Raw genomic sequence first — 12,468 nt, 5'->3', positions numbered from 1 at the left:
GCGCCAGCGCCTTGCAGCCGCCCGCCGGCCGGGCCTATGGTGCGCCGCGAACACGAAGGGGTGCGTCATGGAGATCAAGAGCATCGGCGTCGTCGGCGCCGGCCAGATGGGCAACGGCATCGCGCACGTGATGTCGCTTGCCGGCTACGACGTGATGCTCAGCGATATCAGCCAGGATGCGCTCGACAAGGGCCTGTCGATCATCACGAAAAATCTCGATCGGCAAGTCAGCCGCGACAAGATCACCCAAGCCGAGCGCGACACGGCACTGGCCCGCATCAGCACGACGCTGACCCTGACCGATCTGGGCCGCAGCGACCTGATCATCGAGGCCGCGACCGAACGCGAAGACGTCAAGAACCAGATCTTCGAAACGCTGAAGCCCGCGCTGGCCGAGCACACGATCCTGACGTCGAACACCTCGTCGATCTCGATCACGCGGCTCGCCTCGCGCACGGACCGGCCCGAGAAGTTCATGGGCTTCCACTTCATGAACCCGGTGCCGGTGATGCAGCTGGTCGAGCTGATCCGCGGCATCGCCACCGACCACGAGACCTACAAGGCCTGCCTCGCCGTGGTCGAGAAGCTGGGAAAGACGGCCGCCAGCGCCGAGGATTTTCCGGCCTTCATCGTCAACCGCATCTTGATGCCGATGATCAACGAGGCCGTCTACACGCTCTACGAAGGCGTCGGCAACGTGAACTCGATCGACCAGTCGATGAAGCTGGGCGCGAACCATCCGATGGGTCCGCTCGAATTGGCGGATTTTATCGGGCTGGACACGTGCCTCGCGATCATGAACGTCCTTCACGACGGCCTGGCCGATACCAAGTACCGTCCCTGCCCCCTTCTGACCAAGTATGTCGAGGCCGGTTGGCTGGGCCGCAAGACCGGGCGCGGTTTCTACGATTACCGCGGCGAGACCCCGGTGCCGACCCGCTAGCACGGCGCCCAAGGGACGGTGGGTGGGGCGAGGTCCCCGAACGGGACGAGCGTCAGCCTCCGGACCGGCAGGGATCAGGCCAGGGATCAGGCGCAGGCACGGCACCCCAAAGGCGGCGTCAGCCGTTTCCGACCTCAAGCCAGTCTCTGTCCTGCGCTCCGCGATGCGATCAGATCGCGTTCAGCACTCTTCCCCGAAGCGGTTCGCGACCAGCCTCTCGATCGCCTCCGCCAGCGCTTCGGCGTCCGGCCCGCGCGTCTGCACCTCGATGGTCGTTCCCTTGGCGGCTGCCAGCATGAGAAGCCCCATGATGCTGTCCCCCGAGGCCTGCACGCCGTCGCGCCCGACCTCGGCCGAGGCCTCGTACATCTCGACGACCTCGACCAGTTTCGCCGACGCGCGGGCATGCAGCCCCTTCTCGTTCACGATCCGCAAGGCGCGGCGCGCGCTCTGAGTCATCGACGGCCCTCCTCTGGCCCCGGCCCGAAGCCTAAGGAAATTCCGGCGTAATGTCTTGGCTGTCAATGTACTTCCGGCCCGCCTCCAGGGCCGCGCCCACCGCGTCGTTGACCGACTTGCGCCGCGACCGCGCCAGCTTGATCAGCAGCGGCAGGTTCGCGCCATACAGGATGCGGCGGTTTTCCGGTACGCAGGCCCGCAAGCTCAGGTTCGACGGAGACCCTCCGAACATGTCGGTCACGATGACCACGCCGTGGCCCGCATCGACGGCATCCGCGGCGGCGCAGATCTCGTCCTGCTTTCGGGCGCGGTCGCAATCGGCCTCGATGGAGATTGCCTGCATGGCAGTCTGTGGACCCATCACGTGCTCGACCGCCGCGAGATACTCGCGCGCAAGGCCTCCGTGGGCGACGATCACGATCCCGATCACGGAAGTACCTTTTCCTGTTCGTCCGGAGCGCCCGCCCCGGAGGAGAGAAGACCACGCCGCTCGAGTTCACGGTGCCGCGTCGATACCCGCCAACCGTCCGCTGAAAGGGCGCGCGCGACGGTCTCGGTCATCGCCACCGATCGGTGCTTGCCACCCGTGCAGCCGAAACCGAGCGTCAGATGCGCCTTTCCCTCGGCCTGAGCCTCGGGGAGGACGAAGCGGATCAGTCCCAGCAGATGCGACGCGAAGGCCGCATGCCGCGGATCGCCATCCACGTGCGCCGCGACCGCATCGTCCAGACCCGTCAGGGCACGGAGATCCGGCTGCCAGTGCGGATTGCGCAGGAACCGGCAGTCGAACGCCATGTCCAGCCCCTGCGGCAGGCCGCGCTTGTACGAAAACGATTCCAGCGAGATCGCCATGCCCAGCCCAGCCGACGCCGCGAACCACGGTTCGAGCGTCGAGCGCAGGTCGTGCGGGGTCAGGTGCGTCGTGTCGACGATGATGTCGGCGTTGGGGCGGACCGTCTCGAACAGCGCGAACTCGCGCAGGATGCCTTCGCGCGGGGTGCCCTCCGGCGCCATCGGGTGCCTGCGCCGCGTCTCGGAGTACCGCCGTTCGAGGATGTCGGCGCCGCAATCCAAGTACAGCAGATCCACCTGGATACCCGCCGAGGACGACAACTGGCGATGCAGCGCCAGAACGCCTTCGGCGCTGAAATCGCGGTTGCGCGTGTCGATGCCCAGCGCCAGGGGCCGCAGCGCCTGGAACGGCCCTTCGACCAGCCGCGGGATCAGCGTCAGCGGGATGTTGTCGATCGCCTCATATCCGAAATCCTCCAGCGCGTTGATCGCCGTCGCGCGGCCGGCGCCCGACGGGCCGGTGACCAGCACGACGCGCAACTTATCCTGAACCGCCATTTTCACGTTTCCCTTCCGGCGATCAGATATTGACGCAGCGCCGCCGGAAAAGAGGGGTGCGCGCAGTTGTGAATGAGCGCTACGGCAACGCCGAGGATATCGGTCACGCGGTGCGGCGGCAGCCGGTCGGACTCGACCGTGTCCAGGTCGACGACCGCCGCAAGCGCGGCATCGCGTGCGGTGTCGGCGTGCAGAATGCCGACACCGCGCGCCTCGATCCGGCCCCGGATCGTGTCGGGCGCGCCCAGCCGCACCTGCGCGCCGTCGCGGGTGACCACGACGCGATCGTCCGCCACCAGGCTCGCGCCGAGCGCCATCAGTTGCAGGGCTAGGCCGGACTTGCCGCTGCCCGACGCGCCCCGGATCAGCAGGCCGCGCCCTTTCAGGGCGACGGCACTGGCGTGCAGGATGGCGGGCTGCGCGTCGGCCATCGTCAGAGCGGCAAGCCGACGACGAAGCGCGCGCCCAGCGGCTCGGAAGTGACGTCGGCCTCGGTCGGGCGGATGTTCTCGGCCCAGATGACGCCGCCATGCGCCTCGACGATCTGCTTCGAGATGGCCAAGCCAAGGCCAGAATTGTTGCCGAACTCGGCCTGCGGGCGGGACGTGTAGAAGCGCTTGAAGATCTTGGTCAGGCTGTCTTCGGGGATGCCGGGACCGGTATCCTCGACGACGATCAGAACGCGATCCTCACGCCGACGGACCCAGACGCGGATGGCGTCGCCATCCTCGCAGAAGCTGATCGCGTTCGAGATGAGGTTGACGAAGACCTGTGCCAGCCGCGCCTCGAGCCCTTGGATCGCGATGGGGCGCGGCGGCAGGTCGGTGATGAACTCGATCCCCTTGGTCTCGGCGTCGTGGCCTAGGAAATCCGTGATGTTGCCGAGCATTTCCAGCAGGTTGAACTCTTGCTCTTCCTCCTTGACCAGTTCGGCATCCAGCCGCGATGCGTTCGAGATGTCGCTGACCAGCCGGTCGAGCCGGCGCACGTCGTGCTCGATCACGTCCAGAAGGCGGGTGCGGTGCTCCTCCTTCTTGACCATGCGCAGGGACCCCACGGCCGAGCGCAGGCTGGCCAGCGGGTTCTTGATCTCGTGGGCGACGTCGGCCGCGAACTGCTCGTTGCCGTCGATCCGGTCGTACAGCGCCGCCACCATGCCGCGCAGCGCGCCCGACAGGCGCCCGATCTCGTCGGGGCGCGCGGTCAGGTCGGGGATGCGGATGCGGCCGGCGGCGCGCGCCTTCCGGTTGCGGTCGCGTCCCAGTTCGGCGGCGTCGGCAAGGTCCGAGATCGGGTTTGCGATGGTCGAAGCCAGCACGAGACTGAGCCCGATGGACACCAACGTCGCGATGACGAACATCTGCAGCACGCGCTCTCGCTCGGCACTGACGGCGGCGTCGATCTCGTGCGCGGGCGAAACCAGCGCCACGGAACCCAGAAGCGCGCCTTCCTGCCGGATCGGGCTGAAGGCGTAGTATCGCGCGCCGCCGGCGGTGCCGGCAGCCTCGACCCGCGTGACGCCGGGATCGCCGTCCTCGAGCATGCGGCGCAGCCGGTCCTCCAGCACCAGCTCGGGCGCTCCCGCGAACCACGACAACGTGCCCGACGCAGCGCGCCAGACCCGGTCCAGGAAGTCGGAGATGAACGTTGGTTGCCCCTCGCCGTCCGTGACTGGCACCAGCGGATCGGTCGTGCCGGTCGTTTCGCCGACGAGGAAGCGTTCGGCATCGTAGACCAGAACCGCGGTGCCCTCGCGCAGCGTCAGGCCCTCAAGCATCGCGGCGACCTCGGGGCCGTCCGCCGACACCAGTTCCGTGGCATCGTCCGGCAACGCCGCCTCGATCACGGCGGCGACCAGCGCCACCTCGGTCTGCAGCGCATTGACCTTCTGCACCGCGAGCGAATCCCGCGACCCGTCGAGCCAGAGGATGCCCGCCGCCAGGATGTTGAGCGCGATCAGGTTGAAGGTGATGATCTTGCGCGTCAGCGGAGAGCGGTTCAGCGTCAGCCGCGACCGGCGCGCGCGGGTGTCGCGCAGTTCCTTTTCCACCGTTGTGTCTGGTGCGATCCAGTCATCGCCGAGCACGATCTCGGCGTCCGGCCGATCCCGTCGATCGTCGCGCGTATCGATTTGCTCGGCCAAGGCCATAAATCACTCTTCGTTGTAGCGGTACCCGATGCCGTAAAGCGTCTCGATCGCCGAGAAGTCCGGGTCCACCGCGCGCATCTTCTTGCGCAGCCGCTTGATGTGGCTGTCGATGGTCCGGTCGTCGACATAGACCTGGTCGTCATAGGCGACGTCCATCAGCTGGTCGCGCGACTTGACGAAGCCCGGCCGCTGGGCAAGCGCCTGCAGCAGCAGGAATTCCGTCACCGTCAGCGACACGTCGCGGTCCTTCCAGGTGACCGCGTGGCGCAGCGGGTCCATGGTCAGCGCGCCGCGCACCATAAGCCTGGCCTCTTCGCTCTCGCCGGCCTCGTCGCCGGCCACGGCTTCCTGCCGGCGCAGCAGGGCACGGATCCGCTCGACCAGCAGGCGCTGCGAGAAGGGCTTCTTCACGTAATCGTCGGCGCCCATGCGCAGGCCCAGCACCTCGTCGATCTCGTCGTCCTTCGACGTCAGGAAGATCACCGGCATCTGCGACTTCTGCCGCACGCGCTGCAGCAGGTCCATGCCGTCCATGCGGGGCATCTTGATGTCGAAGACCGCCATGTCGGGCATCCGTTTGTTGAATGCATCAAGCGCGGCCTGCCCGTCATGATAGGTTTCGACCTCGAAGCCTTCGGCCTCGAGCGTGATGGACACGGATGTCAGGATGTTCCTGTCGTCGTCCACCAGGGCGATCTTGGACATGGGTTTTTCCTATTCTGCTCTCGTTGCCAATAACTTTTTCGCCAGTATGCGGCCATTTTCTCTTTACAACAACGCAAAACGCCGAATCAGACCCCTCGTCCGCCATAGGGTTGACGCAATTTCCCCAACGAATGACTAAAATGCCTCACCCGATGTCAGGCCGCGAAGGATGCTAACGCTAAACCGCGGCTGATTGCGCTAACCGGGTGTTTGCGTCCTGTTCACCCCGGAAAACCCCATGCTAAGGAACCCTTGGGCAGCCTGCAGCGCTGCTTTCGTGCAAGCGACGCCACGTCTGTGGCTTTAGCGCGCCAGTCCGGCGCGGCGGAGGGAACGGTATCATGACATCAGGACGGGTGAACCCGAATTTCCGGCTCGAGGATCAGGGCATCACGGGGCTGGGCACAGTCCACTACAACCTGATGGAACCGGCGCTGATCGAGCAGGCGCTGACCCACGGCGAAGGCCGGCTGGGCAAGGGCGGAGCGTTCCTGGTCACTACCGGCAAGTTCACCGGTCGTTCGCCGCAGGACAAGCACGTGGTCAGGACCCCCAGCGTCGAGAACGACATCTGGTGGGAAAACAATGCCGCCCAAAGCCCCGAGGGCTTCGACGCGCTGCTGGCCGACATGCTCGAGCACATGAAGGGCCGCGACTATTTCGTGCAGGACCTGATCGGCGGCGCCGACCCGGCCAACGCCATCGACGTGCGCGTCATCACGGAACTCGCCTGGCACAACCTGTTCATCCGCCACATGCTGCGCCGCCCCGACCGCGAGGACCTGGACAGCTTCGTCGCCGACTGGACGATCATCAACTGCCCCAGCTTCAAGGCAATTCCGGAAAAGCACGATTGCCGCTCCGAGACCGTGATCTCGATGAACTTCGACAAGAAGATGATCCTGATCGCCAACACCGAGTACGCGGGCGAGAACAAGAAGTCCGTCTTCACGCTGCTGAACTACATCCTGCCGGAAAAGGGCATCATGCCGATGCACTGCTCGGCCAACCACGCCACCGGCAACCCGGTCGACACGGCCGTCTTCTTCGGCCTGTCGGGTACCGGCAAGACCACCCTGTCGGCCGATCCGGAACGTACGCTGATCGGCGACGACGAACACGGCTGGTCCGACCGCGGCACGTTCAACTTCGAGGGCGGCTGCTATGCCAAGACGATCAACCTATCGGCCGAGGCCGAGCCCGAGATCTACGCAACGACCGAGAAGTTCGGCACCGTGATCGAGAACATGGTCTTCGACGAGGAGACCTTCGACCTCGACTTCGACGACGACAGCCTGACCGCCAACATGCGCTGCGCCTATCCGCTGCACTATATCTCCAACGCGTCCAAGACGGCGCTGGGCGGGCATCCGAAGAACATCATCATGCTGACCTGCGACGCCTTCGGAGTGCTGCCGCCGATCGCGCGTCTGACGCCGGCGCAGGCGATGTACCACTTCCTGTCGGGCTTCACCGCCAAGGTCGCGGGGACCGAGCGCGGCGTGACCGAACCGCAGCCGACCTTCTCGACCTGCTTCGGCGCGCCGTTCATGCCCCGCCGCCCCGAGGTCTACGGCAACCTGCTGCGCGACAAGATCGCCAAGCACGGCGCCACCTGCTGGCTGGTCAACACCGGCTGGACCGGCGGCGCCTACGGCACCGGCCAGCGGATGCCGATCAAGGCGACGCGCGCCCTGCTGACCGCCGCGCTCAGCGGCGAGCTGAACGACGCCGAGTACCGCAAGGACGTGAATTTCGGGTTCGAGGTGCCGATGTCGGTCGAGGGCGTGCCCGACCTGCTGCTGGACCCGCGCAAGACGTGGGAGGACAAGGCCGCCTACGATGCGCAGGCCGAGAAGCTGGTTCAGATGTTCGCCGACAACTTCGCGCAGTACATCCCCTACATCGACGAGGACGTGAAGGCCGCCGCGCTCGGCTGATGCGCGCAATCCTCGCCCTTGCCCTGACGCTCGCCGCCCCGGTTTCCGCCGCGGGCGGCGACGTCGTCTTGCAAGCGCAGGGCGACGTCGAATACGGCCTGACCTTCGACGGCTACGGCGTGATCTGCCAGATCGAAACCGAAGGCCAACGGATCGCGCCCGACACCGAAAGCGGCGTGGTCAACGTGGTGCCGCAGGGGCGGACCTTCGACGTGCTGACCAACGTCGTGCCGGCTGAGCCGGGCATCAGCTTCGGCATCCGCACCGGCGGCACGGCTCCCGCGCTTTGGGCCGCGCGAGTCGAGGTGACGCACCCGCCGATGGGGGTGCAGGGCATCACGCAGCAGGGATGGGACTACGTGCCCGGCGATCCCTCACTGAACCTGTTCACGTTCGAATACCCCTACGAGGCGGTGAAAGGCGAGTGGACCTTCCGGATCCTCGCCGCCGACGGAACCGTGTTGGCCGTGCAGCTTTTCGCGGTGACGGACCTGTCCGCCGCGCCGGCGGTGGCCGAGACGTGCTTCGCGGCCGAGTTCACCTCGTGAGCGACTGATCGTCCGCCAATCGAGCCTACCCACATCCTGCGATGACGCCCGGGTCGTCCACAACTTATTGCGGGTGTCACCGTTATTTCGCTTTACAGCCCCTGAGCGACACAGGCACCATATGTGGTAAGGGTCGGGGCACCGCCCGCTGGCCCTTGAACAGGCACCGAGCGCTGGGGCGCAAAGAACCCCGCGCACCAACCAACGAGGTAGCGGCATGGCCCTGTCCGAGCATTTCGCAAGCGAAGACCTGCACCCGATCGACATCGTCGAACACCTGGCCGAGCATCACGACTGGGAATTCGACCGCATCGGCGAAGACCAGATCGCCATGGCCGTCGAGGGCCAGTGGCGCACCTATTCGATCACGCTCGCCTGGTCGGATCACGACGACATGCTGCGCATCGTCTGCACCTTCGAGATGGAGCCGCCGCTGGACCGCATGGGGGTGCTGCACGAGGGCCTGAACGCGATCAACGACCAGTGCTGGGCCGGCAGCTTCAGCTACTGGGGCAAGGAACAGCTGATGGTGTTCAAGTACGGTCTGCTGCTGTCGCGCGACACCGTCGCCTCGGCCGACCAGATCGACCGCATGATCACCCTCGCCGTCGCCAACGCCGAGCGGTACTACCCCGCCTTCCAGCTGATGTGCTGGACCGACAAGACGCCGGACCAGGCGCTTCAGATCGCCATCGCCGAGGCCTACGGTCGCGCCTAGAAAGAAAGTTCTTCATCATGACGGCGCCCCATCGGGCGCCGTTTGCGTTTCGGGCGCGGCTCAGGCCACCGGTTCGTCTTGCCCGATCTCGGGCAGCCGTGGCGCGGCGGCCATCAGCGTCTGCGTGTAGGCATGCCGCGGCGCATCGAAGACCGCGTCCGTGGGTCCACGCTCGACGATCTCGCCGGCCTGCATGACCATGACGCGGTCGGTGATGCCGCGAACGACGCTGAGGTCGTGGCTGATGAACAGGTAGGCCAACCCGAACCGCGTGCTCAGGTCGGCCACTAGGTCGAGGATCCGCGCCCGCACGCGCACATCCAGCGCCGAGACCGCCTCGTCGAAGATCAGCAGGTCTGGCCGTATGATCAGCGCCCGTGCAATGGCCAGACGCTGGCGCTGACCGCCCGAGAAGGCGTGGATCGTGCGGTCGGCGACCGACGGGTCGAGGCCGACCGCCTCCAGCGCCTCGGCCACGGCATCGTCGCGCGCGGCGCCCTTCGGGGGATCGTCAAGCAGGTGGAACGGCTCGGTGATCAGGCGGCGCACGCGGTGGCGCGGGTTGAAACTGCCATAGGGGTCCTGGAACACCACCTGCATGCGGCGCCGCGCCGCCGGATCGGTTGCCACGTCGCGTCCGTCCAGCGTGATCGAACCGCGTTGAAGCGGCTCGAGCCCCAGGATCGCGCGGGTCAGCGTGGACTTGCCGCAGCCGGATTCCCCGACCAGCCCCACGCGTTCGCCCAACCCGATGTCGAAGCTGACGCCGCGCACGGCCTCGTGCCGGGGTGCTGAGCCCAGCAGGCGGGTGCGCGGCAGGGCATAGCTGCGATATGCATCGTGGACCTGCAGAAGCGGCTCTCCGGCCGGGCGCGGCGGCAGGCTCGCGCGGTGGCGCGACGCCTCGAACAGCGCGCGGGTATAGGGGTGGCGCATCTCGCGGAACAGGCGCGTGGTGGGCGCCTCCTCGACGATCCGCCCCTCGTTCATCACGGCGATGCGGTCGGCCATGTCGGCGACCACGGCAAGGTCGTGGGTGATCATCATCAGCGCCATGCCGTCTTCCTGGACCAGCCGGCGCAGCAGCCCGAGGATGCGCGCCTGTGTGGTGACGTCCAGCGCCGTCGTCGGCTCGTCCGCGATCAGCATGCGGGGGCGCAGGGCGATGGCCATGGCAATGCCCACGCGCTGGCGCTGCCCGCCCGAGAGTTCGTGCGGGTAGCGCGTGGGCGGAACGCGCTCTGCGGGCAGGCCGACGCGGGCAAGCGTTCGTGCCGCCTGCGAAAGGACCTCGGCGCGCGGGGTGCGTGGCGCATGAATGCGGATCGTCTCGGCCACCTGGTCGCCGATGCGCTGCACCGGGTTCAGCGCGGTCATCGGCTCTTGGAAGATCATGCCGATCTCCGCACCTCGCACGGCGCACAGCGCGCGATCGCCCAGCGTGATCAGATCGCGACCTGCCAGCCTGATGGCGCCTTCGGTCCGGGCGCCGGGGGGCAACAGACCCATCGCCGCCAGCGCGGTCATCGACTTGCCCGAGCCGGATTCGCCGGTCAGGGCGACAATCTCGCCCGGTGCGATGGCAAGCCGGACCTTCCGCAGGACGGGCTTGCCGGCGATGGCGACCGACAGGTCGTCGAGTTCCAGAAGGGCCGCGCCCGTGTCGGGTGACGGGGGGGATCGGCGCTGCCCCTCGCGCGCCCCGGGGGATTTGCGCCAGAATGAAGAAGCGAGCCGGGTCATGCCCGCACCGCGTTCAGCCGGGGGTCGAGCCGGTCGCGCAGCCCGTCGCCCAGCAGGTTCAGGCCCAGCACCATCAGCACGATTGCCAGGCCCGGGATGATCGCCACGTGCGGAGCGAGGCTGACCATGGTCTGCGCGTCGGCCAGCATCCGGCCCCAGCTGGGGATCGGCGGCTGCGCGCCCAGGCCGACGTAGCTTAGCCCGGCCTCGGCCAGGATGCCGAGGCTGAACTGGATCGTGCCCTGCACGATCAGCAGGTTCGCCAAGTTGGGCAGGACATGCTCGACGCTGATGCGGGGGCCGCGCTTGCCGGCCACGCGGGCGGCCATGATGAACTCGCGACTCCAAAGCGCCATGGCGGCGCCGCGGGTCAGGCGGGCGAAGACGGGGATGTTGAAGATGCCGATGGCGAGGATCGCGTTGACGGCACCCGGCCCGAAGATCGCGGTGATCAGGATGGCGATGACCAGGGACGGAAAGGCGAAGACGAGGTCCGACCCGCGCGAGATGACCTCGTCCAGCCAGCCGCCGCGATTGGCGGCGGCGGCGAGGCCCAGCGGCACGCCAAGGCCCATGCCGATGCCCACCGCCACCAGCGCCACCGCGATCGAAGTGCGCGCGCCGATCATGATCATGCTGAGCATGTCGCGGCCGAAATGGTCGGTACCCAGCCAGTGCTCGGCCGAGGGTGGCTGCAGGCGTTCGGCGATGTTCATCGCGGCGACGTCGCCGGGCGTCCAGGCGAAGGACAGCGCGGCCGCAAGGACGAACAGCGCGGTCAGCGCGGCCCCGGCAATCAGCGCACGGCTCATGCCCGGCGCCTCAGGCGGGGATCGACGGCGGCATAGGCCAGGTCTACGGCGAAGTTCACCATGATGACCGCGAAGACCAGCAGCATGACCACGGATTCGACCACCACGAGATCGCGCTGCGTGATCGCCTGGAAGATCAGCCGCCCTAGGCCAGGCAGGTAGAACACCTGCTCTATGATGATCGCGCCGGCCAGCAGGAAGGCGAATTGCAGGCCGAGGATGGTCAGCACCGGGATCAGCGCGTTACGGACCCCGTGGCGCCACAGGGCCTGGCGCATGCTCAGCCCCTTGGCGCGCGCGGTGCGGATGAAATCCTCGCCCAGCACGTCGATCAGGGACGACCGCATGACCCGTGCGAGGATTGCCGCCTGCGGCAGGGCCAGCGCGATCGCCGGCAGGGTCAGCGCCTTGAGCGCGGCCAAGGGATCGGACCACCCCGGAAAGCCGCCCGCGCTGAACCAGCCGAGGTTGATGGCGAAGAGCAGCACGAGGAGCATGGCGAACCAAAAGTTCGGCACCGCCACGCCCAGCTGGGTCGCGCCCATCACCGCCACGTCGGGGCCGCGGCCGCGGCGGGCGGCGGCGATCAGGGCGGCGGGGAATGCGATCGCGGTCGACAGGGTCAGCGCGTAGAGCGCCAGGGGAAGCGAGACCCAGAGCCGGTCGGCGACCATCTGCGCGACGGGCGTGCGGTAGGTGTAGGAGGTGCCGAAATCACCCGTGATCATGCCGCCCAGCCAGTTCAGGTATCGCTGCCATTTCGGCACGTCGAGGCCAAGCTCGGCCCGCAGGGCGGCGACGGTGTCGGGCTGGGCGTTGATCCCCAGCATGAACCGGGCCGGGTCGCCGGGGGCGATCTCAACCACGGCGAAAATGACCGCCGAGGCGACCAGAAGGCTGATCGCGAGCGAGATCAGGCGTTTGACGGCGTAGGCCAGCATGGCGGCACGGTAGGGTCGCGCCACGCCGGGGTCCAGCGGCAAAAATTGCCCGCCGGAAAGGGTGTCCCACGGTGGGACACGATCGAGCCCCAGAGAAATCAATGGCTTGCGGAGACCGATTCAGACTCTGTCAACCTTTGGCCTCTACCTGGCGCAGGCG

At 67.2% G+C, this 12,468-nt stretch carries 13 protein-coding genes; 4 read left to right on the top strand and 9 right to left on the bottom strand.

Annotation, left to right across the window (positions count from 1 at the left end; genetic code table 11):
- Positions 1–67: 67 nt before the first annotated feature.
- Positions 68–943 (top strand): 3-hydroxybutyryl-CoA dehydrogenase, encoded by an 876-nt coding sequence (locus BLW27_RS06270; RefSeq protein ID WP_089881011.1) that lies wholly within the window; start codon positions 68–70, stop codon positions 941–943.
- A 180-nt stretch (positions 944–1,123) separates the two neighbouring features.
- Here BLW27_RS06270 and BLW27_RS06265 read toward each other — a convergent pair whose 3' ends face one another.
- From BLW27_RS06265 to BLW27_RS06240, 6 genes are read right to left on the bottom strand one after another with little or no spacing between them, the layout of a single operon-like run.
- A complete protein-coding gene (locus BLW27_RS06265; protein ID WP_089881008.1) occupies positions 1,124–1,402 on the bottom strand; it encodes an HPr family phosphocarrier protein in 279 nt (92 codons plus the stop codon).
- 31 nt (positions 1,403–1,433) lie between these two features.
- Positions 1,434–1,832, bottom strand: a complete 399-nt coding sequence (locus BLW27_RS06260) for a PTS sugar transporter subunit IIA (RefSeq protein WP_089881004.1) — start codon at positions 1,830–1,832, stop codon at positions 1,434–1,436.
- The gene (rapZ, locus tag BLW27_RS06255; protein WP_089881001.1) at positions 1,829–2,752 is read right to left on the bottom strand and encodes an RNase adapter RapZ; all 924 of its coding nucleotides are present in this window, start codon (positions 2,750–2,752) and stop codon (positions 1,829–1,831) included. Before rapZ ends, BLW27_RS06260 begins: the two co-directional genes overlap by 4 nt.
- A 2-nt stretch (positions 2,753–2,754) precedes the next feature.
- On the bottom strand, positions 2,755–3,183 hold the full coding sequence (locus BLW27_RS06250) for an HPr kinase/phosphorylase (RefSeq protein WP_089880997.1): 429 nt from the start codon (positions 3,181–3,183) through the stop codon (positions 2,755–2,757).
- A gap of 2 nt (positions 3,184–3,185) precedes the next feature.
- A complete protein-coding gene (locus tag BLW27_RS06245; RefSeq protein ID WP_089880993.1) occupies positions 3,186–4,901 on the bottom strand; it encodes a sensor histidine kinase in 1,716 nt (571 codons plus the stop codon).
- A gap of 3 nt (positions 4,902–4,904) precedes the next feature.
- Complete coding sequence (locus BLW27_RS06240; protein ID WP_089880989.1) at positions 4,905–5,606, bottom strand: response regulator transcription factor; 702 nt, start codon at positions 5,604–5,606, stop codon at positions 4,905–4,907.
- Positions 5,607–5,947: 341 nt separating this feature from the next.
- Here BLW27_RS06240 and BLW27_RS06235 point away from each other — a divergent pair, with 341 nt between their 5' ends.
- The 3 genes from BLW27_RS06235 (at position 5,948) to BLW27_RS06225 (ending at position 8,812) form a co-directional block, all read left to right on the top strand.
- Positions 5,948–7,546: a phosphoenolpyruvate carboxykinase gene (locus BLW27_RS06235; RefSeq protein WP_089880986.1), complete on the top strand. Its 1,599-nt coding sequence runs from the start codon at positions 5,948–5,950 to the stop codon at positions 7,544–7,546.
- On the top strand, positions 7,546–8,094 hold the full coding sequence (locus BLW27_RS06230) for a DUF3859 domain-containing protein (RefSeq protein WP_089880983.1): 549 nt from the start codon (positions 7,546–7,548) through the stop codon (positions 8,092–8,094). Before BLW27_RS06235 ends, BLW27_RS06230 begins: the two co-directional genes overlap by 1 nt.
- 217 nt (positions 8,095–8,311) lie before the next feature.
- Positions 8,312–8,812, top strand: a complete 501-nt coding sequence (locus tag BLW27_RS06225) for a type III secretion system chaperone family protein (protein ID WP_089880980.1) — start codon at positions 8,312–8,314, stop codon at positions 8,810–8,812.
- A gap of 60 nt (positions 8,813–8,872) precedes the next feature.
- On the opposite strand, the gene BLW27_RS06220 is transcribed toward BLW27_RS06225, so the two are convergent.
- The 3 genes from BLW27_RS06220 to BLW27_RS06210 are packed head-to-tail and all read right to left on the bottom strand — an operon-like array spanning position 8,873 to position 12,308.
- Entirely contained in the window at positions 8,873–10,555 is a 1,683-nt protein-coding gene (locus tag BLW27_RS06220; RefSeq protein ID WP_089880977.1) for an ABC transporter ATP-binding protein, read from the bottom strand.
- A complete protein-coding gene (locus BLW27_RS06215) occupies positions 10,552–11,367 on the bottom strand; it encodes an ABC transporter permease (protein WP_089880974.1) in 816 nt (271 codons plus the stop codon). Before BLW27_RS06215 ends, BLW27_RS06220 begins: the two co-directional genes overlap by 4 nt.
- Positions 11,364–12,308 (bottom strand): ABC transporter permease, encoded by a 945-nt coding sequence (locus BLW27_RS06210; RefSeq protein ID WP_089880971.1) that lies wholly within the window; start codon positions 12,306–12,308, stop codon positions 11,364–11,366. Before BLW27_RS06210 ends, BLW27_RS06215 begins: the two co-directional genes overlap by 4 nt.
- Positions 12,309–12,468 lie beyond the last annotated feature (160 nt).

It is taken from the genome of Citreimonas salinaria, assembly GCF_900107235.1.
Taxonomy (GTDB): Bacteria; Pseudomonadota; Alphaproteobacteria; order Rhodobacterales; family Rhodobacteraceae; genus Citreimonas; species Citreimonas salinaria.
The sequence above is the reverse complement of the archived record's forward strand: the minus strand, read 5'-3'. Positions and strand labels throughout refer to the sequence as shown.